This window comes from Haloarcula sp. Atlit-7R (assembly GCF_003666065.1).
Classification (GTDB): Archaea; Halobacteriota; Halobacteria; order Halobacteriales; family Haloarculaceae; genus Haloarcula; species Haloarcula taiwanensis.
Map to the genome: position 1 here is coordinate 47,794 of NZ_QXIK01000004.1, position 22,205 is coordinate 69,998.

A 22,205-nucleotide genomic window follows, 5' to 3' on the forward strand; every position below is an offset into this window, starting at 1 on the left:
TCGGCGTTCTTTTCTCGTTGCCGGCCGCTACCGCCACGGCGTCGCCCGGAGCGCGTGGACCACCAGCAGCGTTCCGAGCGCGACGCCCAGCAGGACGACCGCCACCGGCAGCGCCGCGTCCAACCCGTCCGAAATAAACGAGGCCCATATCTGGACGGGGAGCGTCCGTGGGTAGTACGCCAGCATCATCGTCGCGCCGAACTCGCCCATCGCGCGGGCAAACGTCAGGACGAGGCCGGCGAGTAGCCCGGGCTTTGCGAGTGGGACCGTCACCGAGCGCATCGTCCCAACCCAGTCGCGCCCGAGTGACCGTGAGGCTTCTTCGAGCCGGTCATCAATGCCATCGAAGGCGGCTTTGGCAGTGACGACGAAAAACGGCGACGCGACGAACGTTTGAGCGGCGATGACGCCAAGTAGCGACCGCGTCACCGCCAGGTCGGTGAGACCGCCGAGTCCGTTCGGGCCGACGACTGTCAACAGCAACATCCCGCTGACGACTGGCGGGAGGACGAGCGGGAGGACGACGGCACCCATCGCGACGGTCGCCAGCACACTCGTGGTCCGCGAGAGCCAGTAGGCCAGTGGCAGGCCGAACACGACAGCGATGACCGTACTGCCGAGTGCGGCAACGAGAGACGTGACTGCGGCGTTGATGACGTACGTCTCTGTCAGACTCGTCAGCAGCGCCGTCGGGGAGTACGTGAGAACGAGCACGAGCACCGGAACGACGAAATACAGGAGCAGCACCGCTCCCAGAACGGGAACGAGCTCGCGCACGCCGACCGTATGGCCGGCTCTGGTCTCACCGCGTGACAGTGCTCGGGACATCTCCCACCAGTCGAGGATACGCCTGACGGACGGTAAATCCGTGTGGTGCGAGCCAGTCTCCGGACAGGACTGCCTCGAAGGCTGTACGCGCCGGTTCTGCAGCAGCACGGCGGACAGCCCCGTACTCGATAGGGCTGCCAGTGAGTATCGTGCCGTTCGGCAGTTCGTAGCTGGCGGCCTGATACTGTTCGGCCTGCGCGGGGTCACCGAGGTGTATCTCCGGCGGGAACTCTCGGAACGGGTAGTCGCGTTCGACCGCCATGCTCCGGTAGACGAAGGCGGCGTCGACGGCCCCCGTCTCGAACTGCGCGAGCAGTTGTGTCTCGGGGTACGTCTGGTCCGGCGAAAGGATAGCATTGGACAGGTCGGGCTCGTCGTAATAGTCCGCCGCGAGGGCCAGCACGAACAGCGTTCGATAGCCAAGCGGGTCGAGCGACGGGTCGGTGCGGCCGAGCGAGACGCTGTCGCGTCTAAGCGGGGCATACCACGGCTCTGCGTCCGCGATGCGCGTCCCGTCGGTCGTTTCTGGGTTGTACGCAAGCACCATCTCGTTGCCGGCGATCACTGCGTGCCAGGCAGTGTCCATGACTCGGCTGAACAGGGTCGGGTCCGCTAGGGCGACAATAGCGGGGTCTCGTTTCCCGTCGGCAACGAGACGAGCAGCCTGTACTGATCCGCGGGCTTCGACGGCCAGCTCGATGTCTGTCTGGCCCTGGAGCGTCTCACTGGCTGCGTTCTGCAGACTCCCCGCGACCAGCACGTCCACTCGCCCTCGACCGAACGCCCCGCAGCCTGCAGTTGCGGCGATACCACTTCCCAGTGCCGCAAGCACTGCACGCCGGGTACGTCGGGCCATTATTCGGTCATTTCTTGTTCGGGTACATCTGTGTTGGGGTTGTTCCCAGTATTGACAGGGCGCCTTTCACATTTTTGACCACGGTGTTTTATAACTAAGTAGTATAACCTAGTAATCATGACGCAGATGGAAGCAGCGCAGAACGGGACCGTCACGGAGGAGATGGAGCGAGTCGCCGAACGCGAGAACGTCGACCCGGCGTTCGTCCGACAGCAAGTCGCTGACGGACAGGCGGTGATTCCCGCGAACGTCGGCCACGACGCGCTGGACCCGATGATTATCGGCCGGGAGTTTGCGACGAAAGTCAACGCAAACATCGGCAACAGCGAGGAGACAAGCGACATCGAGGGCGAACTGGAGAAGCTACACACGGCTGTCCACTACGGCGCGGACACCGTGATGGACCTCTCGACCGGGAGCAACCTTGACGAGATACGGTCGGCCAACGTCGAGCACTCGCCGGTCCCCATTGGAACAGTACCCATCTACGAGGCGGTCAAGCGCGCCAGCGACCCGGGTGAGATTACCCACGAACTGCTGCTCGATGTCATCGAGAAGCAGGCGAAACAAGGTGTCGACTACATGACCATCCACGCTGGCGTCCGGATGGAACACCTGCCGCTGACCGACGGCCGCAAAACGGGGATTGTCTCTCGCGGCGGGTCCATCCTGGCGAAGTGGATCGAGGAGAACGGCATGGAGAACCCGCTGTACACGAAATTCGAGGAGATTTGCGAGATATTCCGCGAGTACGACGTGACCTTCAGCCTCGGCGACGGGCTCCGGCCGGGCTGTCTCGCTGACGCCGGCGACGACGCACAGTTCGCCGAACTGGACACGCTCGGCGACCTCACGCGGACCGCCTGGGAACACGATGTGCAGGTGATGGTCGAGGGACCGGGCCACGTCCCGATGGACCAGATCACAGAGCAGGTCGAACGCCAGCAGAACGTCTGTGACGGCGCGCCGTTCTACGTCCTCGGCCCGCTCGTGACCGACGTTGCGCCGGGCTACGACCATATCACGAGCGCCATCGGCGCGACGGAGGCGGCCCGCGCCGGCGCGGCGATGCTCTGTTACGTAACTCCCAAAGAGCACCTCGGGCTCCCGCAGAAAGCCGATGTGCGGGACGGACTCGCGGCTTATCGCATCGCCGCTCACGCCGCCGACGTGGCAAACGGCCGCGAGGGCGCACAGGACTGGGACGACGCGCTCTCGGAGGCCCGCTACGCCTTTGACTGGCGCGAACAGTTCGAGTTAGCGCTGGATCCCGACCGCGCCCGCGAGTACCACGACCAGACGCTCCCCGGTGACAACTACAAGGAGGCGCGTTTCTGCTCGATGTGTGGCGCGGAGTTCTGTTCGATGCGCATCGACCAGGACGCGCGGTCCGGCGGCGAGATGGAGTCGCTAGACGCCGACGACCGGACGACTCTCGAAGACACGTCAGCGGCAGCGGTAAACCGACCGCCCGTCGGTACCCACGACGAGGCGGATATTCCCGGCTCTGACGCCGACACCGGCTCTGATACCGGCGAGCATGCCGACGATTAGCACGGCGATAGTTCTTTATAATCGGTGTTCGTTTGTTGAAATGATGCAAAAGAAAGTCATCGCCCTCGTCGCGGTCGCGGCGCTTGCCCTCGTGTACGTTGTCAAGCGGTAAGGCTGCCTAACTCGGCTGTATCGCCCTCTAAACCTACTGTCGGCCGCCCTGCCCACTGGTCCCCAACGGCGTCGTATGAGGGGGCCCGACGGTCGGCAGTATTCTCTCAGTTGTTTCGTCGGCAGTGCCGTCGCTTTCCGAACCCTTACCCGGTGAACCGCCGTACCAGCGTGTATGTACGGCGTCGTCACCCGTAACGAGGAGGAGACGGAGTGGTCCGAGTTCGACCGGGCGTTCTACGAGGTCAAGGACGTGACCGGCCGCGCTGTCGAACCGATTGCGGGCGCGGTCAACATGGTGTCCTGTTTTGGCGACAACGCGGTCGAGAGCGAGGAGGACCTGCTCGCGTTCGACGACGAAGGAACGCCGGCGACACGGAATCAGCCCTACTTCGACTGGACGTACGTCTGTCCGACCCACGACCGCTACCGCGAGGGACTGCTCGACATCATCGAGGAGGCGGCAACTGTCAACGAGGATGTCCGCCTCGACGATGTGGGCTTCCCCCGGGACGAGTACTGCCACTGCGACCGGTGCGAGCGGCGCTTCGCCGAGAGCGAGTTCGAGGACTGGTCGGCCTGGCGCACGAACGTCATCACGGAGTTCGTTGCCGAGGCCCGCAAGCGCGTACCCGGTGAGATGTACCTCACGCTGTATCCGGACCCCTATCCCGGCCATCTCGAAGCCCGCTCCGGCGTTGCTGTCGACGACATCGCTGAGTACGTCGACGAGTACGTCGTCCCCATCTACGACATGGCGTACTCGACGACTTACTGGCTGGAGATTCTCGCGAAAGGCTGGCAGGACCGCCTCTCGACCCCGTTCAGCATCGAGCTATACGCCGTCGACGTGGACGTTGACGACCTCTCGAAGGCTGTCGAGGTGGCTGACGAGTACGCCGAGAGCGTGCTGTTCGGGTACGACGCCAGCAATGCCCGCGCGACCATCCGGCGGATGAACGCCGATGCCCGCGAGGGACAGTCTTTCGGGCCGGAGTAGCGGGTTCAATCTCGACGGATTACGCCCCGTCGCCGAACCGCTGTCCGCGCCACTGCAGAATCTCCTCGCGGTCGCGCGTGTCGGCCGGCAGTTCGTCGAACCACCGGGCCTCACTGATTTCGTGGTCCGGGTCGTCGACGGCGATGCTGGTTGTCTCCGCTCTCGCCTCGTACACCGGTAGGACGCCCCAGGCCATGTTGCCGTCACAGTAGAACTCGACTCGTCCGAGCATCGCCAGTCCCTCAATTGTCGCTTCAATGCCGCTCTCCTCGTTTAATTCCCGCAGTGCAGCCTCCTGAAACGATTCGCTGGCGTCGAGTTCACCGCCGGGCAGAACCCACATGTCGACACCCTCGTGGCGGACAAGCAGTAGTTCGCCAGTGGGTCGGTAGGTGAGCGCGTGCGCGCCGTAGGGCGCACCGTGGTCCCGGGCGACGGTGGCCACGTCTCGAAACCGGTTCCGCGGGACGTTCCGATGGCGCGTGAACTCGACGAAATCCGTGTAGCGCTTCCGGAGGTCGTGATACGTCTGCTCGGCCGTTTGACAGGCTCCGTCGGAGAGGTACCACAGGTCGTCGACGCTCGTCATCTGTGTCCTATCTGTGTCTGACACCTCGACGAAACAACCGTCTCGATGGGGGAAGGCGGTGGGCTGACCATGTCGATTGATAGTTTAGAGAGTCCCATAACAGTTGTTGTGACAGATGGGCTGTCGTGGCTTCTCCCGGGCGATTCCGCCGCTGTATCCAATGCGCTGCTATCAATAAATAGACATATTATCGCGGATACATGGGGGGCTGACTCAGCCGAAGCGAAACACGGGAAGCGGTCCGAACAATGATAGCCACGCTCCCGTGTAGCAGGAACTCTTTGGCTGTTGTGACGACCTGACGGGTCGTTCTACCCACTCGATCTGTACGCCTTTGCGTTCCGTCAATCACGGAACGCACGCCAATGTGGAACTCCTGTCCACTTAATTCTATTTATCTAAGTAAATATTTAGACTAGTCTAATCTCGCCCATTTCGTAACGGAAGCGATAGAACCCAATCGAGGCGGTCGTCTCTTGTGGCCACACCGCCTACCCTACGTCCGACCGAGTTTTGTCGCCGTCCCGATTGGTTCAAACAGGACGTATCACGGTACACTTCCGACCACGTCCGCGGCTGAGTCGAGCAAACCCGAATCAGTCCCTTTTTGACGAGCCACCGAGTACCGCACGGTATGGCATTCGAAGAGGACGACAGCGTTATTCTCCACGACGAGCACAGCGACTACGACGGCGAGGAAGGCACTATCACGCAGGTCGTCGAGACGATGTTCGGCGACGCCAACTACACGGTTTCCTTCGAGGACGGGCAGGAGCAGGGCGTCCCCGAAGACAACCTCGAAGCCGCTGAGGACGAGTAGGGCCTCGATGTCGTCGGTTCCGTTCCACTACGTCGACCTTCGGACCTTTTGCTACGCGACGGAAGACGACAAACGTGTCGAGCAAGCGCTCCGAACGTTCCTGCCTGAGGACTACCCTATCGAGCGCGCACAGAGCGAGGGACACTACGGCGACCGTATCATCGTCCTCTCGGCTCGCGTCGAGAACGCCGACGATATCCGGCATGTGCTCACGCAGGTCGCGTCAGCGCCGGACATCGACGCGGTGCGTGCGGAACTGGACGACCGGGTCGACGACAACTGTTCGTTTTTCGTCACCTTCGATAAACAGGCCGCGTTCGGTGGCGACGTCGAGCGTGGCGACGGCATCACGCTCCGGGCGAAAGTCGAGGCTTACCCCGCAAAGCGGGAGAAAGCCGTCGCTAACGCCCGCGAACTCTTAGAGGAGTTGTGATGTACGAGGCCGTCTACGCCCACCCTGACGGTGACAGTACCGTCGCCCGGCACGCGCTGACGGCCGCCGATTCGGGCTACGACGGTATCGTCGTCAGGAACCACGGCGACAAGCCAGCTGAGTACGAGGCTGACGCTATCAGTGACGCGTACGGCGTCGATGTCGCGGCCGGCGTCGAAGTCCGGGCGGACGACCCCTCACGAGCGAGTGGGTTCGTCGGGAACTACCGAAGCGACCGGACGGTCGTCGTCGTCCACGGCGGCGACCGCCGCATCAATCGGTTCGCTGTCGAGCAACCGACCGTCGACGTGCTTGCCCACCCGATGCGAGGGGACGGCGACTTCAACCACGTTTTGGCGAACGCGGCGGCCGACAACGGCGTCCGCGTCGAGTTCGACTTCGGCCCGGTGCTCCGGGCCTCCGGCGGCACTCGCGTCCGGGCTATCAAGGAACTCCGGAAGCTCAGGGAACTGGTTGAGGACGCCGGCGCGCCCTTCGTCGTCTCGGCGTCGCCGAGCAACCATCTCCAGATTCGCGCACCGCGGGACCTCATCGCGGTCGGGGAGACCATCGGCTTCGACGCCGACACCGTCCGCGAGGGATTGACGGAGTGGGGCCGAGTCGCGGAGCGCAACCGCGGGCGCCAGAGCGACGCCGTCATCGAGCCGGGCGTTCGGATGGCAGACGACGCAAACGATGCCGACGGTGGCGAGCAGTAGCTCTGCTACCGCCACCCTGACTGGTCAGCACACCGCACCGCTCATTGTGCTTCGTTCCAACGCTTGTGTATGAAACACCTCCCGAAACACCTCCGGCCCCGGTGGCGGTATCTCGCCGTTGCCATCGAGACCTGGCCGGATGCCGCCTTGGACCGCCGGGCGTTCCAGCGCGAGGTGTGGTACGCCGCCCAGAACCTGCTGGGCGACACCGGCAGCGCCGAGACGGATATGACCGTTCTCCAGTTCCACGACTACGACGGCACGGCCGAGGCCATCGTCCGGACCAGACGCGGCCAGACGGACCCGGCACGGGCCGCACTGACCTGCCTGAACACCGTCGACGACCACGAGGTTCGGGTCCGCATCCGGGGGATTAGCGGCACCGTCCGCGCCTGTGAAGAAAAGTATATACGCGGGCCGCCGGAAGCCACTGAACAGAGACACGTCGTGTTCGAGAACGCAGACCGGAGCGCTACCGTTCGGCCGCCACGCTACGACGTCGAAACGGCCTCCGATGGCGCGTTCGTCGGCGCGACAGCACTCGATTTCCGATAACTATGCAGGGACAAAACCAACAGCAGGCCTACGACCGCGGGATTACTATCTTCTCCCCGGACGGACGCCTCTACCAGGTCGAGTACGCCCGCGAAGCGGTCAAACGCGGCACAGCAAGCATCGGCGTCAGAACGAGCGACGGCGTCGTTCTCGCCGTGGACAAGCGCATCCGGTCGCCGCTGATGGAGCGCTCCTCGGTCGAGAAAATCCACAAGGCCGACGACCATATCGGCATCGCCTCGGCCGGCCACGTCGCCGACGCCCGACAGCTCATCGACTTCGCCCGCCGACAGGCGCAGGTGAACCAGCTGCGCTACGGCGAGCCGGTCGGCGTCGAAACCCTCACCAAGGAAATCACCGACTACATCCAGCAGTACACGCAGGTCGGCGGCGCGCGCCCGTTCGGTGTCGCGCTCATCATCGGCGGCATCGTCAACGGCGAGCCCCGCCTGTTCGAGACCGACCCCTCCGGCACGCCCTACGAGTGGAAGGCCCTCGCCGTCGGGGCCGACCGCGGCGACATCCGGGACTACCTCGAAGAGCACTACGACGAAGGGATGGACCTCGATGAGGGCGTCGACCTCGCACTGGCCGCGCTCGCGTCGGTCAATGACGACGAACTCACGCCGGAAGGCATCGGCGTCGCCACGGTCGACGTCGAAACGGAGACGTTCGGCCAGCTGACCGACGAGGAGAAGGAGACCCATCTTGCGGAGGCCGACTTGCTCGACACTGGCGACGACGAGGACGACGAAGACACCGAAGAAGAGTAACGCTTCCGACAGCCTTCGGGGCGGCTCGGCTCTTTTCTGTCCGACCACGCAGTAAGGCCTTTAAGTGGTCCACTGCTACCGATGGGTATGATATCGCTTGACGAGGCGGTGACGGCGCGCCTCGAATCCCACGGCCAGCGGTTCGAGGTACTGGTGGAACCGGACGCTGCGCTAGCGATAAAACGCGATGACTTCGACGGTGACCTCGAAGACGTTATCGCCGCGGAGGACGTGTTCGAGGACGCCTCTCGGGGTGACCGACCGCCCGAGAACATGCTCGAAGAGGTGTTCGACACCACGGACCCGATGGCCATCATCCCCGAGGTCATCAAGCGAGGGGAGATTCAGATCACGGCCGACCAGCGCCGCGAGATGCAGGAGCAAAAGCACAAACAGCTCATCCAGCGCATCACGCGCAACGCGGTCAACCCCCAGATGGACGACGCGCCACACCCGCCGGAACGCATCGAGTCGGCCCTCGAAGAGACCGACTTCAGGGTCGACCCGATGGAGCCCGTCGAGGCACAGGTTGACGACGCCCTCGATGCACTCCGGCCGGTCATTCCGATCCGGTTCGACGAGGTCACCGTCGCGGTGCAGGTCCCCGCAGACTACGCCGGGAGCGCACAGGCACAGATCCGGCAGTTCGGCGACCTCGAACGCGAGGAGTGGCAGTCAGACGGCTCGTGGGTCGGCGTGCTGACGTTCCCGGCCGGTCTCCAGAACGACTTCTACGACGTGGTAAACGAACACACAAGCGGCGAGGCGGAGACCCGAATCATCAAAGACGAAGACGACATCAGTACGCGCTAACGCCGCGGCGTCGCGTTACCCTTTCTTGAAGCCGACGAGAAAGCCGGCCGTGAAACCAGCGCTGACCGGCAGGGCCGAGAGCAGCGACGTGACCCAAGACGGCGGTTGTGTCGCTGCCGCGTTCCCGGCAGTCCCAGTCGCGTTCTGTGCGGCTCCGCCTATCGCGTTCCAGTTCACTTCGAGGATTCCGCGTGTCTCGAGGAACTTGAACAGCGCCAGTTCGATGCCGACGATGACGGCAATGAGCTTTGCGACCTTCTTGGCAGCGAACCCGATGATTCCGCCGATAAGGCCGCCGCCACCGAATTCGAGGCCCATCTGCTGGAGGCCCAACCCGTCTAGTTGGAGTACGAACTCACCCATACCGCGTACCTGACCGTCTGCTTTTAAATCCTTTGTGCTCGCCTCTGTCTCTGCTTATATCCGAGTGTGTCAGAAAGAAATAGTTTTTCTGCTGCCTGGGTTACCCGAAGAATTCAGGGAATTATTTTCGACACGGTACTATTTCTTTACTCATATCCAAAGATTTGTATCCGAGGGACGAATCCTTCTTACTGTTAAGATGGCAGAAACACCGAATTCCGATATGAGCGGTGCCGCAGGCGGACGTTCGAAGCGACCGAAATCTAACCAGGATTGGTGGCCAAACAAGCTCAATCTGGAGATCCTCGACCAGAACGCTCGGGATGTCGGCCCGATGGAAGACGACTTTGATTACGCCGAGGAGTTCCAGAAGCTCGACCTCGAAGCGGTGAAGTCGGATCTCGAAGAGCTGATGACCTCCTCACAGGACTGGTGGCCGGCCGACTACGGTCACTACGGCCCGCTGTTCATCCGGATGGCCTGGCACAGCGCGGGGACGTACCGGACTGCCGACGGTCGCGGCGGCGCGGCTGGCGGTCGACAGCGCTTCGCGCCCATCAACAGCTGGCCGGATAATGCGAACCTCGACAAGGCACGGCGGCTGCTCCTCCCAATCAAGCAAAAATACGGCAAAAAGATCTCGTGGGCTGACCTGATGATTCTCGCAGGGAACGTCGCCATCGAATCGATGGGATTCAAGACGTTCGGCTACGCTGGCGGCCGCGAAGACGCCTTCGAGGAGGACAAGGCTGTCAACTGGGGGCCAGAAGACGAGATGGAAACCCAGGAGCGCTTCGACGAGCCCGGTGAAATCGAGGAAGGGCTCGGCGCATCCGTGATGGGCCTCATCTACGTGAATCCGGAAGGGCCAAACGGTAACCCGGACCCGGAAGCGTCGGCGAAGAACATCCGCCAGACGTTCGACCGGATGGCGATGAACGACAAGGAGACAGCCGCACTCATCGCCGGTGGACACACGTTCGGCAAAGTCCACGGTGCTGACGATCCCGAAGAGAATCTCGGTCCCGAACCCGAAGCAGCCCCCATCGAGCAACAGGGTCTTGGCTGGCAAAACGAGAACGGGAACAGCAAGGGCGGCGAGATGATCACGAGCGGTATCGAAGGGCCGTGGACCCAGTCGCCGACCGAGTGGGATATGGGATACATCAACAACCTGCTCGACTACGAGTGGGAGCCGGAGAAGGGCCCCGGCGGCGCGTGGCAGTGGGCTCCGAAGAGCGAGGAGCTGAAAAACAGCGTCCCGGACGCCCACGACCCGGACGAGAAGCAGACGCCGATGATGCTCACGACGGACATCGCCCTGAAGCGAGATCCGGATTACCGGGAGATCATGGAAACCTTCCAGGAAAACCCGATGGAGTTCGGGATGAACTTCGCGAAGGCCTGGTACAAGCTTACCCACCGCGACATGGGCCCGCCCGAGCGGTTCCTCGGACCGGAGGTTCCGGACGAGGAGATGATCTGGCAGGACCCACTCCCGGACGCCGACTACGACCTCATCGGTGACGAAGAGGTCGCCGAGCTCAAAGCAGAAATCCTCGACTCGGACCTCTCTATCTCCCAGCTCGTCAAGACCGCGTGGGCATCGGCGTCGACCTACCGCGACAGCGACAAGCGCGGCGGGGCCAACGGCGCGCGAATCCGCCTCGAACCCCAGAAGAACTGGGAAGTCAACGAGCCCGAACAGTTGGAGACGGTCCTCACCACGCTCGAAGGCATCCAAGAGGAATTCAACGGCGCTCGGGACGACGACACGCGTGTCTCGCTGGCCGACCTCATCGTGCTGGGCGGTAATGCAGCCGTCGAACAGGCGGCAGCCGACGCCGGCTACAACGTCGAGGTTCCGTTCGAACCCGGGCGAGTGGATGCCGGGCCGGAACACACCGATGCCGCCTCCTTCGACGCTCTCAAACCGACGGTCGACGGGGCTCGAAACTACATCCAGGACGACATCACGCGACCGGCCGAAGAAGTGATGGTCGACAACGCGGACCTGCTGAACCTCACGGCGTCGGAACTGACGGCTCTGATCGGCGGGATGCGCTCCATCGGTGCGAACCACGGGGACACCGACCTCGGCGTCCTCACCAACGAGCCGGGGACGCTGACCAACGACTTCTTCGTGAACCTGCTCGACATGGGCACGGAGTGGGAGCCGGCAGCGGACTCCGAACATGTCTACAAGGGTCTCGACCGCGACACTGGCGAGGTCAAGTGGGAAGCTACACGCATTGACCTCATCTTCGGCTCGAATGACCGACTGCGAGCCATCTCGGAAGTTTACGGCTCTGCCGACGCGGAGGAGAAGCTCGTCCATGACTTCGTGGACACGTGGAGCAAGGTCATGAAGCTCGACCGCTTCGACCTCGAATAGGCCAGCGCAACGCCACTGCCGTGGTGGCTATCGCGAGCCGGGGGCTCCCATCTCAGCTACCGGTCGCTATTCACCCACGGAATCTGCCGTGTTACTGCCGAACTGCCGGCTCACTGGATGTTGCCGTGAACCGCCCGGGGGGTTAAATAATCGGACACCGTATCTTCACGACGAGTGACGGCGACACACACCACCGAACGAGCGGTCATCGCGAAACGCGTCGACAGTGGTACCGCTGATACGACGGAAATCCGGGACCTTGCCCGGGCGGCCGGGTACGATGTCGTCGGCGAGGTCACACAGACCAGAACGGAGGACCCGGCGTACCACCTCGGCGAGGGGAAAGTAACGCGGCTGAGCAACGTAGTCGCCCGCGAAGGGGCTGCCGTCGTCATCTTCGACAACCAGCTCGGGCCGTACCAGACATACAATATCGGGAACGAACTCCCCGAGCGGGTGCGTGTCATCGACCGCTTCCGGCTTATTCTCGAAATCTTCGGCCAGCGGGCCCAGACGCGGAAAGCACAGCTGCAGGTCGAACTCGCGGAGCTTCGGTACGAACTTCCGCGTGCCGAGGCCAAGGCCAGCCTCGCCAAACGCGACGAGCGTCCGGGATTTATGGGTCTCGGCGAGTACGACGAGTCCCGCGAAGAGGACATCAAAAAGCAGATCGCCAACATCCGGGATGAACTGGAATCCATCGAGGAGACCGAGCGACATCGCCGGGAACAGCGTCGGGAGTCCGGCTTCGACCTCGTCGCGCTGGCCGGCTACACCAATGCCGGGAAGTCGACGCTCCTGCGCCGCCTTGCCGACGACCTCGATGTCGACGAAAACGACGACCTCCACCCCGACCTCGACACGACGGCCGAGAGCGAAGACCGGCTGTTCACAACGCTCGGGACGACCACTCGCCGCGCCGAGGTCGGGAAGCGCGAGGTGCTGGTCACCGACACGGTGGGGTTCATTCAGGACCTCCCGCACTGGCTCGTCGAGTCGTTCAAGTCGACGCTGGGGTCGGTGTACCACGCTGACCTCGTCTTGCTTGTCGTCGACGTCTCGGAGTCTGTCGAGGAAATCCGGGAGAAACTGGTGACGAGCCACGATACGCTGTACGAGCGCAACGAGGCTCCCATCGTCACGGTCCTCAACAAGACCGACACGGTCGACGACGAAGAGGTCCGCCGCAAGAAGGACGCCCTTTCCTCGCTGGCCCCGAACCCCGTCGCCGTCAGCGCCAAACAGGGGCTCAACATCGATGACCTGGCCGAGCGCATCGACCACGAACTGCCGGACTACGAGCGCGAGCGGCTCGTGCTTCCGATGACCGATGATACGATGACCCTCGTCTCGTGGATTCACGACCACGCCAGCGTCGAGACAGTCGATTACGGCGACCAGGTGGTCATCGAGTTCGAGGCGCGGCCGGCGATCATCGAGCAATCGCGGGCAAAAGCGGGGGAACTGGTCGGTGCGTCGGCCTGACTGCGGACGCTACGCTTCTGCTTCTTGCTGCCACAGTACGCTCGGTATCTCGTCTAGCAGGTCCGTTGCGACCAGCCCGTAGCCACGGTCGTCGACGACCCGGTCACCGACGCTGCCGACAGTGTAGGCAGCGATAGCGGCCGCATCAAGTGGGTCCTGACCGCAGGCGAGTGCGCCCGTCACACCCGCAAGCACGTCGCCGGTTCCGCCGACCGTCATCCCCGGATTGCCCGTCCGGCCGACGCGGGTCCGCTCGCCGTTGGAGACGATGTCGTACGGACCTTTGACCAGCAGCGTGTGTCCGATTTCCGCTGCGAAAGACTCCACGAGGTCTGCCCGTTCCCGCCAGTCCTCGGCTGTTTCACCCCCCATCCCGAGAAGTTCGCCCTGGTGGGGCGTGCAGATGAGTTCTGCGTCCGTCTCGACGTCCGGGACCACTGACAGCGCGTCGGCGTCGACGACGGCCGTTCCCTCGAACCCGGACAGCAGGTCCGCGACAGCATCCAGCGTCGCGTCGGTGTCTCCGAGCCCTGGCCCGAGAATCAGCGTGTCGTGGTCCGCCGCCAGCTCAGCAAGGCGGTCGACGTGCGGCGGCGCGAGGTGGTCCCCGTCGAACGGCCGCACGATGAGGTTCTCGCTGTAGGACTGGATTTCGCGCGCGACGACAGCGGGGCAGGCGACCCGGACGAGGTCGGCCCCGCCTCTGAGCGCGGCCTGTGCGCTGAGTGCCGGTGCACCGGTGTACGGGCCGCCGCCGACGACCAGCACCTCGCCGTTGTCGCCCTTGTGGCTCGCGGGGTCCCGTTCGAGGCGAGAGAGGTCGCCCCGCTCGACGAACAGCTCCGCCGCCTCTGGGATGCCGATGTCGGCGACGGTGACCGGCACGTCGAGGGCGGGGAGGCCCGGCTTGGTGTCGTGGAACGTGACGACGTGGTCGGGGTCGACGGCGTTGTCGGCCAGCCGTCCCGTCTCGGCGTCGAGGCCGGACGGCACATCCACCGAAAGAACGGTCGCGTCGCTCTCGTTCATTGCCTCGGCGGCCGTCGCCGCTGGCTCCCGGAGATCACCGGCGATACCTGTGCCAAGCATCGCGTCGATGACGATGTCGGGAGTGCCGAGGTTCAGTGCCGAGGAATCCCTGACCGTCTCTGTCGGATACTCGGCGTGCTGGAGGGCATCCCAGTTCTCCCTGGCAATCGTCGTCGAGATAGCACCCGGTCGGCCCAACAGGAGGACTCGGAGGTCGTAGTCGTCGAGAAAGCGGGCGGCGACGAGCGCGTCTCCACCGTTGTTTCCCCGTCCAGCGACGATGACGACCTGTTCGCCGGGGTCAGCGATGGTACGGATCGCCTGCGCGACGGCGTGACCGGACGACTCCATCAGCTGCTTGCGCGGGACGCCGAGCGCGGCGGCATTCTCATCAACGACACCCATTTCGGAGCCGGTGAGCATACCCGCGGGTTCGCCCGCCAGCGAAGTAACTCTACGGGACTTACCACTTGACCTCGAAGCCCTCGATGCCCTCGGGGTCCCCGTACTCGACTTCGACGTCGGTGACGTTCGCGCGTTCGCTCCCTTCGTGACAGAACTCGACCATCGCTTCCACGTCAGCTTCGGGGCCTTCGAACACCGCTTCGACGCGCCCATCGTCGAGGTTTCGGACCCACCCGTCGACGCCCCGGTCCTGTGCGCGTTCCCGCGTGGTCGCTCTGTAATAGACACCCTGAACACGACCGGAGACGAACACATGTGCTCGCGTTCGAGCCATGGCAGAGAGTTTGCCGGCGGACTCCGTTATACTGTCGCCTTCCGCTACGCGTCTCACTCCTCGTTACTGCCCGTTCGGAGGTAATGGAACAGGTACGTCTGCGTGTAACCGGCGTACTCCCCACCCAGTGCGGCCCGGATTGCTCGCGACGTGTCAGCGTAGTTCCCCCGCTCACACTCCGGGTAATACTCCTCGATGGTCGTCCGAATCCAAGTGTCTAATGGGACTGCTTCGAGGTAATCAAGCGAGAACAGCAACACGCAGTCCGCGACCTTGTCACCGACGCCGACAAAGCGGGTAAGCGACTCTCTGGCGTCCTCGTAGCTTAGTCCGACGGCTTCTTCGGGATGGGCTTCGCCAGTGGCGACCATCTCCGCGGTGCGCTGGACGTACGGCGCGCGATAGCCCAGTCCGAGGTCCCGGAGCCGCTCCTCTGTTGTCTCTGCCAGCGCGGACGGCGTCGGATAGGCGTTGTACGTCCGCCCGCCGAACTCGATTTCCTCGCCGAACGCGTCGCGGAGCGCCTGCTGCATACTGTGAATCCTCGCCACGCGCATCTGGGCCGAGCAGATGAACGAGATGAGGGCGCCAAACGGGGGGTCCTGAACGAGTCGCATCCCCCAGAACGTCTCATAGGCTGACTGGACCACGTCGTCGTCCGGTGCCGTCGCCCGAATCGCGTCGAGGTCGTCGTCAAGTCGAAGGAGTCGCCTGAGCGCCGTCTCAGCGTCGACTGTCGATTCCCATTCGAGCACCCCGTCTCGCTGCCGGACGCGGATGACCGCTGGTGACCCGTCTCGCTGGATTGTCGTCCAGTACCACGCGCCGCCGCCGGTTGCCCCGTCGCGCTGGTACATTTCGCCATCCTCTCGGTTCCAGAGGTAAGACTGTCCGCTCTCGACAGTTGCCTGCAAATCGATACCGCCGGCAAGCGACCCGACATCGATGACGCCCTGCTCCATTGTCCGAGTATATGGCCCCGGAGGTAATGGCGTTACGAGTTCTGTCCGCGCTGTGTTGGCACACACTCGCAACTCGGAAACCGCGGGTTGCTCGCATATCCCTGCGTTTCGTCGTCGTGATGTTTTGGAGCAGCCGTCTGTGTACCGCTTGATCGTCCGTTCCGTCTTGCTGACTCCTGATATCCGTGGCGTGTGGTACTCTCTGGGTCAGGGCTAACCTTCATTATATTGGGAAACAAACATACTACCATGAATTGCCGAGTTGTTGTCGAGGCCGCAGTCCCAGTGTACGACGTGGCATCTGCGGATGAGGCAGTTCGCATCGCCATCTCGAAGACGGGCGAGATGTTGAATCCTGACCTCAACTACGTCGAAATCAACATGGGAGACCGGCACTGTCCGCACTGCGGTGAGACACTGGAACCTGCCTTTCTCGCAGCCGACGAGAGTCTCGTCGCACTCGAACTGGAGATGACTGTATTCAACGTCGAACGGGACGAACACGCCGCCCGGATCGCCCGCAAGGAGATCGGGCAGCGACTGGAGAACATCCCGCTCGACGTGCTGGAAATCGAGGAGATTCCAGAGGAGTCCGACGAGACGACTGAAGACGAGTCCTCGTCCGCGGAACCGGCAGCCGAATCCGGCGACCTGCCATCGGACCAGTCCGGAGACGAATCGGACGACGTGTTACCCGAGTTCGAGGAATTAATCGACGAGTAAGTCTGGCGCCCGAGCAGCGGAGTGCGCGACACTCTCGGCGTATTGTAACTCAAGCATATCTCTGATAGCGGTTATACAGTCACTAGCCGCAGTGCTCGTCGGGTAAATTGCGTAGAAGCTACGGAGAACCGTTAGTCCGCGGCGGCAGAAACAGGCTCTTTGGTTTCGTCAGCCATCTCGGAGGCAATACCGTCAGCAATCGCAAAGACAGCGGCCTTGTGGTCCGTTTTCGACTTGTGAATCGATGTCGGCTTGACGCCAAGTTCCTCGTATTCATCGTGGTCTACTTCTGTCCCGGATTCGGCTTCGTAGTGGTTCTGTACCTGTGCAAGCAGGCCGTGAAGGTGGATGAGCTCCTGCTTTTTCATAGTCAACCCAAGGTAACAACTCGAAGGTTATAGTACTACTCTGATGAAGGTTAACACACGGCTGTGCTAGTACTACGTAATAGTTTATGCATAATTCTTGCCACGGAGTATATTCTAGATATTTTGCTCTAAATTTTACCATTTCTAAAATCTCATGGAGGATTGGTAGCAAAATACACACTACTGTTGACGGACCGAGCCAGCCAGCTCAAACGTGTTGCAGGTGCCGACGACCGGCACCCAGAATTATGGACCGGCTACGCCTATTTTCAACATGGATAAAGCGACCCTTCCCTCGGACACCAAGATTGGTCGGGTGGCCCTGACTGTTGCTGAGTTATCACCGACTGTCGAGTTCTACCGTGCTGTTGTCGGCCTCAACGTTATAGACGCAGACGCCGACCGCGCGATACTCGGTGCGGGCGGACAGGCGCTCTTGATTCTAAATCACCGTCCAGACGCACCAGTGAGAGAGGATTCAGCGACCGGGCTGTATCACGTCGCGTTTCGCGTCCCATCGCGAGCGGCGCTGGGTGACGCACTCCAGCGTATCAACTCGGAGTGGACACTCGACGGCGCATCGGATCACGGTGTCAGCGAGGCGCTGTATCTGTCGGACCCGGCCGGGAACGGCGTCGAAATCTATCGGGACTTTCCGCGGGCGTCGTGGGAGGAGACACCGTCGGGTCACGTCGAAATGGTAACCGACCCCCTCGATACGCAGTCAGTCGCGGCCGCTGCGACCGGCGAACAGTCGATGCCCGCCGACTCCGATATCGGACACGTGCATCTGGAAGTCTCGTCAGTGGAGACGGCCCGGGCGTTCTACGCTGATGCACTCGGACTCCGCGTCAGGGCCACATACGACGGCGCGGTGTTCTTGGCGGCCGGTGACTACCATCATCATATCGGGACCAACGTCTGGAAACGGCGATCCAAGCCCCACGCCGGGCAGGGGCTGGCATGGTTCGAAATTCGGCTCCCCGACGAAGCGACCCTTGATGCGACACAGAAGCGCCTGCGTCAGTCCGACTACGCTGTCTCCGAAACCGGTACTGGCCTCACAGTACGCGACGGCGACGACATCGAACTCCGCCTGCGAACCTGAATACGGGACAGTTAGGCCGACTGACCGATGTGCCAAGTCAAGTGTCTCCGGGCGCTATCTGGAGTATGCACTCGACACTGTGGCCGACTTGGAACGCCGGGCGACCGAGAACAGAAACTGACTGGACGGGCGTGACAGGACGCGGCCGACGGCCGGGAAGAGAGCGATGACCGGCCCTCATCAGGGGCAGCAGCTCGTGACCGCGGGCACCGCGCTGTCGCAGGCGAGTGCAGCGGCGGTGCTGGTCCACGGTCGGGGTGCGACGGCTCGAAGCATCGTCCAGATGGGGGCGGAGTTCCAGCAGGACGGACTGGCTCTCCTTGCGCCACAGGCCGCGCGAAACACCTGGTATCCCAATTCGTTTCTTTCGCCGGTTGAGCAGAACGAACCCGGTCGGACCTCGGGACTGCAGGCTATCGAGGACGCCGTCACGGAGGCCGAGGAAGCCGGGATTCCGACCGAGCACGTGCTCGTGCTGGGCTTCTCTCAAGGAGCCTGTCTCGCGAGCGAGTTCGTTGCTCGTAACCCACAACGCTACGGCGGCCTTGTGGCCCTCAGTGGCGGTCTCATCGGCGAGTCTATCGACGAGCGTGAGTACGAGGGCGACCTTGAGGAGACGCCGGTGTTTCTGGGCTGTAGCAATGTTGACCCGCACATCCCCGAAGAGTGCGTTCACGTCACGGCCTCGGTCTTCGAGCAACTCAACGGCGACGTGGAGGAACGCATCTACGAGGGAATGGGTCACGGCGTGAACGAGGACGAGCTGGCGTACGTTTCGTCGCTGGTCGATACCCTCGTCAGTTAGGCGGCCCGACCGCTGGACCGTTCACCGAAATCTCTTGCATAAGTGGCTGAGCAGGGAGTTACCGGTCCCTCACCGCGAGACTTAGTGGTTGGGAAATGCATATATGATATGGAAATTTCCCGCCGACGGTTTCTCGCTACGGTTGGAGCCGGCGTGACACTCGGTAGCGCAGGCTGCGTTGGGAGTGACGGTTCTACTGCTGGACCCGACTCGGCACCCGGGTCTGGTACTGGAACCGGCGCGGCGTCGACGGCAACCGATCAGAACGACAGACCAGAACCACCGACAGCGGACAGCCGCCTGCATCTGGACTTCGAAATCGGGACACTCGAAGAGAACATCGTCAGCGGCGGTGTTCGTAAAGACGGTATTCCGGCCATCGACGACCCGACGTTCGCCGACACGCCCCCGGACGGACTGGCTGCGGACGACCCGGTATTCGGTCTGGTCCGGGATGGGGAGGCGAAAGCCTATCCGCAGTATATTCTTGTCCACCACGAAATCGTGAACGACACCATTGCCGGCGACGCCGTCGCTGTGACGTACTGCCCGCTGACGGGCACCGCACAGGGGTTCGAACGTGGCCCGGTGGAGTTCGGTGTCTCCGGGCGACTGGTAAACTCAAATCTGACGATGTACGACCGGGGCACGGATAGCTGGTGGCCACAGATGCTGGCAACAGCGATTACAGGCCCGCTAACTGGCGAGTCACTGCAGGAGTTCCGGGTCACTTGGACGACGTGGGATCGCTGGTCTAGAACCTACCCGGAGACGCGAATCCTCACCGAAGACACCGGTTTCCAGCGGCGCTACGGCGTTGACCCGTACGGCCAGTACAACGAGAAGCGCGGCTACTATTCGAGCACGCGGACGCTGTTCGAGCCGCTACACGACGACAGCCGCGCACATCCGAAGGCTGTCGTCATCGGAACCCGGACCGAAACAGGGGCGCTCGCATTCGACAAGGAAACACTGCTGCGCGAGCGGGTGCTGACCGGTCGTATCGACGACACGCCGTACGTCGCTGTCGCGGATACTGCCCTCGAAACCGGGTACGTGTACGCGAACCCGGAATCGCTGTCAGTTACGGCATCGGACGACGGCTACACGATTGCTGGGGCGGCGTATGATGCCGATTCACTCCCGCTGGACCGCACGCTGTCCTTCGACGCGATGTGGTTCGCCTGGGCCGGTTTCTATCCGGAGAGTGCGTATGTCAACTGACAATCCGACCGACCGGGCTGCTGTGGCTGCCAGCATCCAACGCTTGTTTCGGAACACCGTGGTTGCGGTCAGCGGAGCGCTTAGCCGCCGTGACGGACAAGTGGGCCTGGCTGTGTCTGGACTGACGTACTTCCTGCTGTACCTCGCTGGTCTCAGACACCTCGGTCTCGGCCCCGCCGGCTACGAGGTGTCTGTCGTCAGTAACCCGCTTACCCGTGCGTTCCGACAGGTCGGCCCGTTCCAGTGGGAACCGATTGCACTAGTGGTCGTCGGCCCGGTCGAACTGCTCGTGGCCCCGCTGAATATGCTTCTCGGGGCAGTCCTGGCATTGCTGGTCGGACTCAACCTCGCTGTCTCCGTCGTCGCGTGGCGCGGCCCAGCGGCCTGCCGTCTCGGCCCGGGTGCAGGGGCTGTGTCGGGACTCCCGGGACTACTCTCTGGGTTCGCCTGCTGTGGGCCCACTATCCTGCTCGCTGTCGGCGTGCAGGCAAGCGCTGGGCTGCTCTCACTGTTCCAGTGGCTCCTCCCGCTCACCATCGTGGCGCTGTTCGGAACCCTTCTCTGGGTGGGGAGTCGAGTTGAGACAGCGTGACGGGCACCGTAGATAGTTCCTACCGCCGCAGAACAGATAGTAGCAACAGGCTACCGAATCGGACGGTGCGTGAAACTTTTTTCCTCGATTTGAGGGAAACATATAATTACTCCGTACGACCCATCTACCAGTATGACCGCTACTGTCGTGAGCGAGGTCAACCGACCCTACGTGCCGACGGGCGGGGCGAAACTGACCGCTGAAATCGAAGTTGAGCCCGGACGGTTGGAGGAACCACCCACGCGACAGATCGCCCTCTGTATCGACGCCAGTGGGTCGATGGCCGGCGACGACATCGAGCAGGCACGCGCCGGCGCTGAATGGGTGTTCGGGCTTCTCGACGAAGACGACTACGTCTCGATCATCGCCTTCGACAATGAGGTCACGACGGTGCTTGCGCCGACGCGGTGGGGAACTATTTCGCGCGAAACGGCAGTGGACGCGGTCGCCGACATTTCCGCTGGCGGGGGCACTGATATGTACAGCGGCCTGCTGGAAGCGAAGGCGTCCCTGCAGGATTTACCGACCGACGACAACACGGCCCGGCGGGTCCTGCTCCTCTCTGACGGGAAGGACAACTCCCACGACCCGGAAGCGTTCGGGACGCTGGCCCGCGAAATCGACACTGAGGGCATCAGAATCAAGGCGGCCGGCATCGGGAGCGACTACCGCGAGGAGACGATTCGGACGCTTGGGACCGTTGCTCGCGGCGAGTGGACACATCTGGACGCCGCCGGTGACATCGAGTCGTTCTTTGGCGACGCAGTTGAAGAGGCCGGGACCGTTGTTGCTCCTGACGCCCGTCTCGAACTCGACGTGGCTGACGGTGTCGAAGTGAGCGAGGTGTACCGTTCGCTCCCACAGACGCAGTCCGTGAACCCCGACTGGGAGGACAACACGGCGGTCGTGCCGCTGCCCGACCTGCTTGAGCGGGAAACCCAGCGGGTCGTACTGAAAATACACGCCCCGGCCAATGACCCGCAAAACGCCGTGACTCTGGCGGATGTCACGCTGCACGCCGGCGGTGAGACGACGCGGGAATCAATCACCGTCGACTACACCGACGACGAGTCGAAACTTGCCGAGCACAACGAACAGGTCGACGTGGACCACCGCCAGACTGTAATCAAGACGGAACTCGGCAAGGGCAACGTCGCCGAAGCCCAGACGCAACTGGAGCGGATGACGCGCATCCACGGTGAGGACGCCGAAGCCGTCCAGACAGCCGAGCGGGAGACGCGCATCGTGATGGAAGGCGGGCGCAAAGAGCAGAACAAAGCGACGAAAATCGTCACTGACGAAGGTATCCAGAAGTGACTGTCCGGATCTGTGTTGTCAGCATGGCCGCCACTGGCCGGAGA

Annotated in this window: 24 protein-coding genes; 16 read left to right on the plus strand and 8 right to left on the minus strand. The window is 62.8% G+C overall.

What is annotated here, in order from left to right; all coding sequences use genetic code 11:
• Nucleotides 1–27 precede the first annotated feature (27 nt).
• Nucleotides 28–828 (minus strand): ABC transporter permease, encoded by an 801-nt coding sequence (locus D3D01_RS10370; RefSeq protein ID WP_121512144.1) that lies wholly within the window; start codon nucleotides 826–828, stop codon nucleotides 28–30.
• On the minus strand, nucleotides 803–1,684 hold the full coding sequence (locus tag D3D01_RS10375; RefSeq protein ID WP_121512145.1) for an extracellular solute-binding protein: 882 nt from the start codon (nucleotides 1,682–1,684) through the stop codon (nucleotides 803–805). Before D3D01_RS10375 ends, D3D01_RS10370 begins: the two co-directional genes overlap by 26 nt.
• Nucleotides 1,685–1,801: 117 nt before the next feature.
• Here D3D01_RS10375 and thiC point away from each other — a divergent pair, with 117 nt between their 5' ends.
• Complete coding sequence (gene thiC, locus D3D01_RS10380; RefSeq protein WP_101350268.1) at nucleotides 1,802–3,238, plus strand: phosphomethylpyrimidine synthase ThiC; 1,437 nt, start codon at nucleotides 1,802–1,804, stop codon at nucleotides 3,236–3,238.
• Nucleotides 3,239–3,524: 286 nt separating this feature from the next.
• Nucleotides 3,525–4,349, plus strand: coding sequence for a hypothetical protein (locus D3D01_RS10385; RefSeq protein ID WP_121512146.1), 825 nt, complete (start codon nucleotides 3,525–3,527; stop codon nucleotides 4,347–4,349).
• 19 nt (nucleotides 4,350–4,368) lie between these two features.
• Here D3D01_RS10385 and D3D01_RS10390 read toward each other — a convergent pair whose 3' ends face one another.
• Entirely contained in the window at nucleotides 4,369–4,938 is a 570-nt protein-coding gene (locus D3D01_RS10390) for an NUDIX hydrolase (RefSeq protein ID WP_101350266.1), read from the minus strand.
• Nucleotides 4,939–5,572: 634 nt separating this feature from the next.
• Here D3D01_RS10390 and D3D01_RS10395 point away from each other — a divergent pair.
• The 6 genes from D3D01_RS10395 to D3D01_RS10420 all read left to right on the plus strand — a co-directional run bounded on the left by D3D01_RS10395 (nucleotide 5,573) and on the right by D3D01_RS10420 (nucleotide 9,051).
• Nucleotides 5,573–5,758 (plus strand): hypothetical protein, encoded by a 186-nt coding sequence (locus D3D01_RS10395; RefSeq protein WP_004515500.1) that lies wholly within the window; start codon nucleotides 5,573–5,575, stop codon nucleotides 5,756–5,758.
• A 7-nt stretch (nucleotides 5,759–5,765) separates the two neighbouring features.
• Nucleotides 5,766–6,191 carry an RNA-binding protein gene (locus D3D01_RS10400; RefSeq protein ID WP_121512147.1) on the plus strand — a complete coding sequence of 142 codons (426 nt, stop codon included), beginning with the start codon at nucleotides 5,766–5,768 and terminating at the stop codon, nucleotides 6,189–6,191.
• Entirely contained in the window at nucleotides 6,191–6,910 is a 720-nt protein-coding gene (locus D3D01_RS10405; RefSeq protein ID WP_121512148.1) for an RNase P subunit p30 family protein, read from the plus strand. The genes D3D01_RS10400 and D3D01_RS10405 overlap by 1 nt, the downstream gene beginning before the upstream one ends.
• Before the next feature lie 69 nt (nucleotides 6,911–6,979).
• On the plus strand, nucleotides 6,980–7,465 hold the full coding sequence (locus tag D3D01_RS10410) for an Rpp14/Pop5 family protein (protein ID WP_101350263.1): 486 nt from the start codon (nucleotides 6,980–6,982) through the stop codon (nucleotides 7,463–7,465).
• A 2-nt stretch (nucleotides 7,466–7,467) separates the two neighbouring features.
• The gene (gene psmA, locus D3D01_RS10415) at nucleotides 7,468–8,238 is read left to right on the plus strand and encodes an archaeal proteasome endopeptidase complex subunit alpha (RefSeq protein WP_101350262.1); all 771 of its coding nucleotides are present in this window, start codon (nucleotides 7,468–7,470) and stop codon (nucleotides 8,236–8,238) included.
• An 87-nt stretch (nucleotides 8,239–8,325) separates the two neighbouring features.
• Complete coding sequence (locus D3D01_RS10420; protein ID WP_101350261.1) at nucleotides 8,326–9,051, plus strand: ribosome assembly factor SBDS; 726 nt, start codon at nucleotides 8,326–8,328, stop codon at nucleotides 9,049–9,051.
• Nucleotides 9,052–9,066: 15 nt separating this feature from the next.
• Here D3D01_RS10420 and D3D01_RS10425 read toward each other — a convergent pair whose 3' ends face one another.
• Nucleotides 9,067–9,414, minus strand: coding sequence for an FUN14 domain-containing protein (locus D3D01_RS10425; protein WP_004960824.1), 348 nt, complete (start codon nucleotides 9,412–9,414; stop codon nucleotides 9,067–9,069).
• A gap of 199 nt (nucleotides 9,415–9,613) precedes the next feature.
• Between D3D01_RS10425 and katG the strand changes: the two genes are divergently transcribed.
• Both katG and hflX read left to right on the plus strand, forming a co-directional pair.
• Nucleotides 9,614–11,809 (plus strand): catalase/peroxidase HPI, encoded by a 2,196-nt coding sequence (gene katG, locus D3D01_RS10430; protein ID WP_101350260.1) that lies wholly within the window; start codon nucleotides 9,614–9,616, stop codon nucleotides 11,807–11,809.
• Between the two features lie 174 nt (nucleotides 11,810–11,983).
• Complete coding sequence (gene hflX, locus D3D01_RS10435; protein ID WP_121512149.1) at nucleotides 11,984–13,294, plus strand: GTPase HflX; 1,311 nt, start codon at nucleotides 11,984–11,986, stop codon at nucleotides 13,292–13,294.
• Nucleotides 13,295–13,303: 9 nt separating this feature from the next.
• Here the strand turns inward: hflX and D3D01_RS10440 are convergent, their stop codons facing one another.
• Genes D3D01_RS10440 through D3D01_RS10450 form a run of 3 tightly spaced genes read right to left on the minus strand, consistent with a single transcriptional unit; the run spans nucleotide 13,304 to nucleotide 16,024 of the window.
• Nucleotides 13,304–14,746, minus strand: coding sequence for an NAD(P)H-hydrate dehydratase (locus D3D01_RS10440; RefSeq protein ID WP_101350258.1), 1,443 nt, complete (start codon nucleotides 14,744–14,746; stop codon nucleotides 13,304–13,306).
• Between the two features lie 40 nt (nucleotides 14,747–14,786).
• A complete protein-coding gene (locus D3D01_RS10445) occupies nucleotides 14,787–15,062 on the minus strand; it encodes an acylphosphatase (protein WP_121512150.1) in 276 nt (91 codons plus the stop codon).
• Between the two features lie 53 nt (nucleotides 15,063–15,115).
• On the minus strand, nucleotides 15,116–16,024 hold the full coding sequence (locus D3D01_RS10450) for a DNA-3-methyladenine glycosylase (RefSeq protein WP_101350256.1): 909 nt from the start codon (nucleotides 16,022–16,024) through the stop codon (nucleotides 15,116–15,118).
• Nucleotides 16,025–16,273: 249 nt separating this feature from the next.
• On the opposite strand from D3D01_RS10450, the gene D3D01_RS10455 reads away from it, so the two are divergent.
• On the plus strand, nucleotides 16,274–16,747 hold the full coding sequence (locus tag D3D01_RS10455) for a DUF555 domain-containing protein (protein ID WP_101350255.1): 474 nt from the start codon (nucleotides 16,274–16,276) through the stop codon (nucleotides 16,745–16,747).
• A 131-nt stretch (nucleotides 16,748–16,878) separates the two neighbouring features.
• Here the strand turns inward: D3D01_RS10455 and D3D01_RS10460 are convergent, their stop codons facing one another.
• Nucleotides 16,879–17,115 (minus strand): UPF0058 family protein, encoded by a 237-nt coding sequence (locus D3D01_RS10460; protein ID WP_004592453.1) that lies wholly within the window; start codon nucleotides 17,113–17,115, stop codon nucleotides 16,879–16,881.
• Nucleotides 17,116–17,389: 274 nt separating this feature from the next.
• On the opposite strand from D3D01_RS10460, the gene D3D01_RS10465 reads away from it, so the two are divergent.
• The 5 genes from D3D01_RS10465 to D3D01_RS10485 all read left to right on the plus strand — a co-directional run bounded on the left by D3D01_RS10465 (nucleotide 17,390) and on the right by D3D01_RS10485 (nucleotide 22,161).
• Nucleotides 17,390–18,223, plus strand: a complete 834-nt coding sequence (locus D3D01_RS10465; protein ID WP_121512151.1) for a VOC family protein — start codon at nucleotides 17,390–17,392, stop codon at nucleotides 18,221–18,223.
• A gap of 166 nt (nucleotides 18,224–18,389) precedes the next feature.
• Complete coding sequence (locus D3D01_RS10470) at nucleotides 18,390–19,028, plus strand: alpha/beta hydrolase (RefSeq protein ID WP_121512152.1); 639 nt, start codon at nucleotides 18,390–18,392, stop codon at nucleotides 19,026–19,028.
• Between the two features lie 108 nt (nucleotides 19,029–19,136).
• Complete coding sequence (locus tag D3D01_RS10475) at nucleotides 19,137–20,252, plus strand: DUF3179 domain-containing protein (protein ID WP_199725387.1); 1,116 nt, start codon at nucleotides 19,137–19,139, stop codon at nucleotides 20,250–20,252.
• Complete coding sequence (locus tag D3D01_RS10480) at nucleotides 20,242–20,844, plus strand: hypothetical protein (protein ID WP_121512153.1); 603 nt, start codon at nucleotides 20,242–20,244, stop codon at nucleotides 20,842–20,844. The genes D3D01_RS10475 and D3D01_RS10480 overlap by 11 nt, the downstream gene beginning before the upstream one ends.
• 132 nt (nucleotides 20,845–20,976) lie before the next feature.
• Complete coding sequence (locus D3D01_RS10485; protein WP_101350251.1) at nucleotides 20,977–22,161, plus strand: VWA domain-containing protein; 1,185 nt, start codon at nucleotides 20,977–20,979, stop codon at nucleotides 22,159–22,161.
• The last annotated feature ends 44 nt before the right edge of the window (nucleotides 22,162–22,205 follow it).

Excerpts from the sequence above, each read along its gene's own strand:
- D3D01_RS10370 (WP_121512144.1), bottom strand. The coding sequence starts at position 828 with ATGTCCCGAGCACTGTCACGCGGTGAGACCAGAGCCGGCCATACGGTC.
- D3D01_RS10375 (WP_121512145.1), bottom strand. The coding sequence starts at position 1,684 with ATGGCCCGACGTACCCGGCGTGCAGTGCTTGCGGCACTGGGAAGTGGT.
- thiC (WP_101350268.1), top strand. The coding sequence starts at position 1,802 with ATGACGCAGATGGAAGCAGCGCAGAACGGGACCGTCACGGAGGAGATG.
- D3D01_RS10385 (WP_121512146.1), top strand. The coding sequence starts at position 3,525 with ATGTACGGCGTCGTCACCCGTAACGAGGAGGAGACGGAGTGGTCCGAG.
- D3D01_RS10390 (WP_101350266.1), bottom strand. The coding sequence starts at position 4,938 with ATGACGAGCGTCGACGACCTGTGGTACCTCTCCGACGGAGCCTGTCAA.
- D3D01_RS10395 (WP_004515500.1), top strand. The coding sequence starts at position 5,573 with ATGGCATTCGAAGAGGACGACAGCGTTATTCTCCACGACGAGCACAGC.
- D3D01_RS10400 (WP_121512147.1), top strand. The coding sequence starts at position 5,766 with ATGTCGTCGGTTCCGTTCCACTACGTCGACCTTCGGACCTTTTGCTAC.
- D3D01_RS10405 (WP_121512148.1), top strand. The coding sequence starts at position 6,191 with ATGTACGAGGCCGTCTACGCCCACCCTGACGGTGACAGTACCGTCGCC.
- D3D01_RS10410 (WP_101350263.1), top strand. The coding sequence starts at position 6,980 with ATGAAACACCTCCCGAAACACCTCCGGCCCCGGTGGCGGTATCTCGCC.
- psmA (WP_101350262.1), top strand. The coding sequence starts at position 7,468 with ATGCAGGGACAAAACCAACAGCAGGCCTACGACCGCGGGATTACTATC.
- D3D01_RS10420 (WP_101350261.1), top strand. The coding sequence starts at position 8,326 with ATGATATCGCTTGACGAGGCGGTGACGGCGCGCCTCGAATCCCACGGC.
- D3D01_RS10425 (WP_004960824.1), bottom strand. The coding sequence starts at position 9,414 with ATGGGTGAGTTCGTACTCCAACTAGACGGGTTGGGCCTCCAGCAGATG.
- katG (WP_101350260.1), top strand. The coding sequence starts at position 9,614 with ATGGCAGAAACACCGAATTCCGATATGAGCGGTGCCGCAGGCGGACGT.
- D3D01_RS10440 (WP_101350258.1), bottom strand. The coding sequence starts at position 14,746 with ATGCTCACCGGCTCCGAAATGGGTGTCGTTGATGAGAATGCCGCCGCG.
- D3D01_RS10445 (WP_121512150.1), bottom strand. The coding sequence starts at position 15,062 with ATGGCTCGAACGCGAGCACATGTGTTCGTCTCCGGTCGTGTTCAGGGT.
- D3D01_RS10450 (WP_101350256.1), bottom strand. The coding sequence starts at position 16,024 with ATGGAGCAGGGCGTCATCGATGTCGGGTCGCTTGCCGGCGGTATCGAT.
- D3D01_RS10455 (WP_101350255.1), top strand. The coding sequence starts at position 16,274 with ATGAATTGCCGAGTTGTTGTCGAGGCCGCAGTCCCAGTGTACGACGTG.
- D3D01_RS10460 (WP_004592453.1), bottom strand. The coding sequence starts at position 17,115 with ATGAAAAAGCAGGAGCTCATCCACCTTCACGGCCTGCTTGCACAGGTA.
- D3D01_RS10465 (WP_121512151.1), top strand. The coding sequence starts at position 17,390 with ATGGATAAAGCGACCCTTCCCTCGGACACCAAGATTGGTCGGGTGGCC.
- D3D01_RS10470 (WP_121512152.1), top strand. The coding sequence starts at position 18,390 with ATGACCGGCCCTCATCAGGGGCAGCAGCTCGTGACCGCGGGCACCGCG.
- D3D01_RS10475 (WP_199725387.1), top strand. The coding sequence starts at position 19,137 with ATGGAAATTTCCCGCCGACGGTTTCTCGCTACGGTTGGAGCCGGCGTG.
- D3D01_RS10480 (WP_121512153.1), top strand. The coding sequence starts at position 20,242 with ATGTCAACTGACAATCCGACCGACCGGGCTGCTGTGGCTGCCAGCATC.
- D3D01_RS10485 (WP_101350251.1), top strand. The coding sequence starts at position 20,977 with ATGACCGCTACTGTCGTGAGCGAGGTCAACCGACCCTACGTGCCGACG.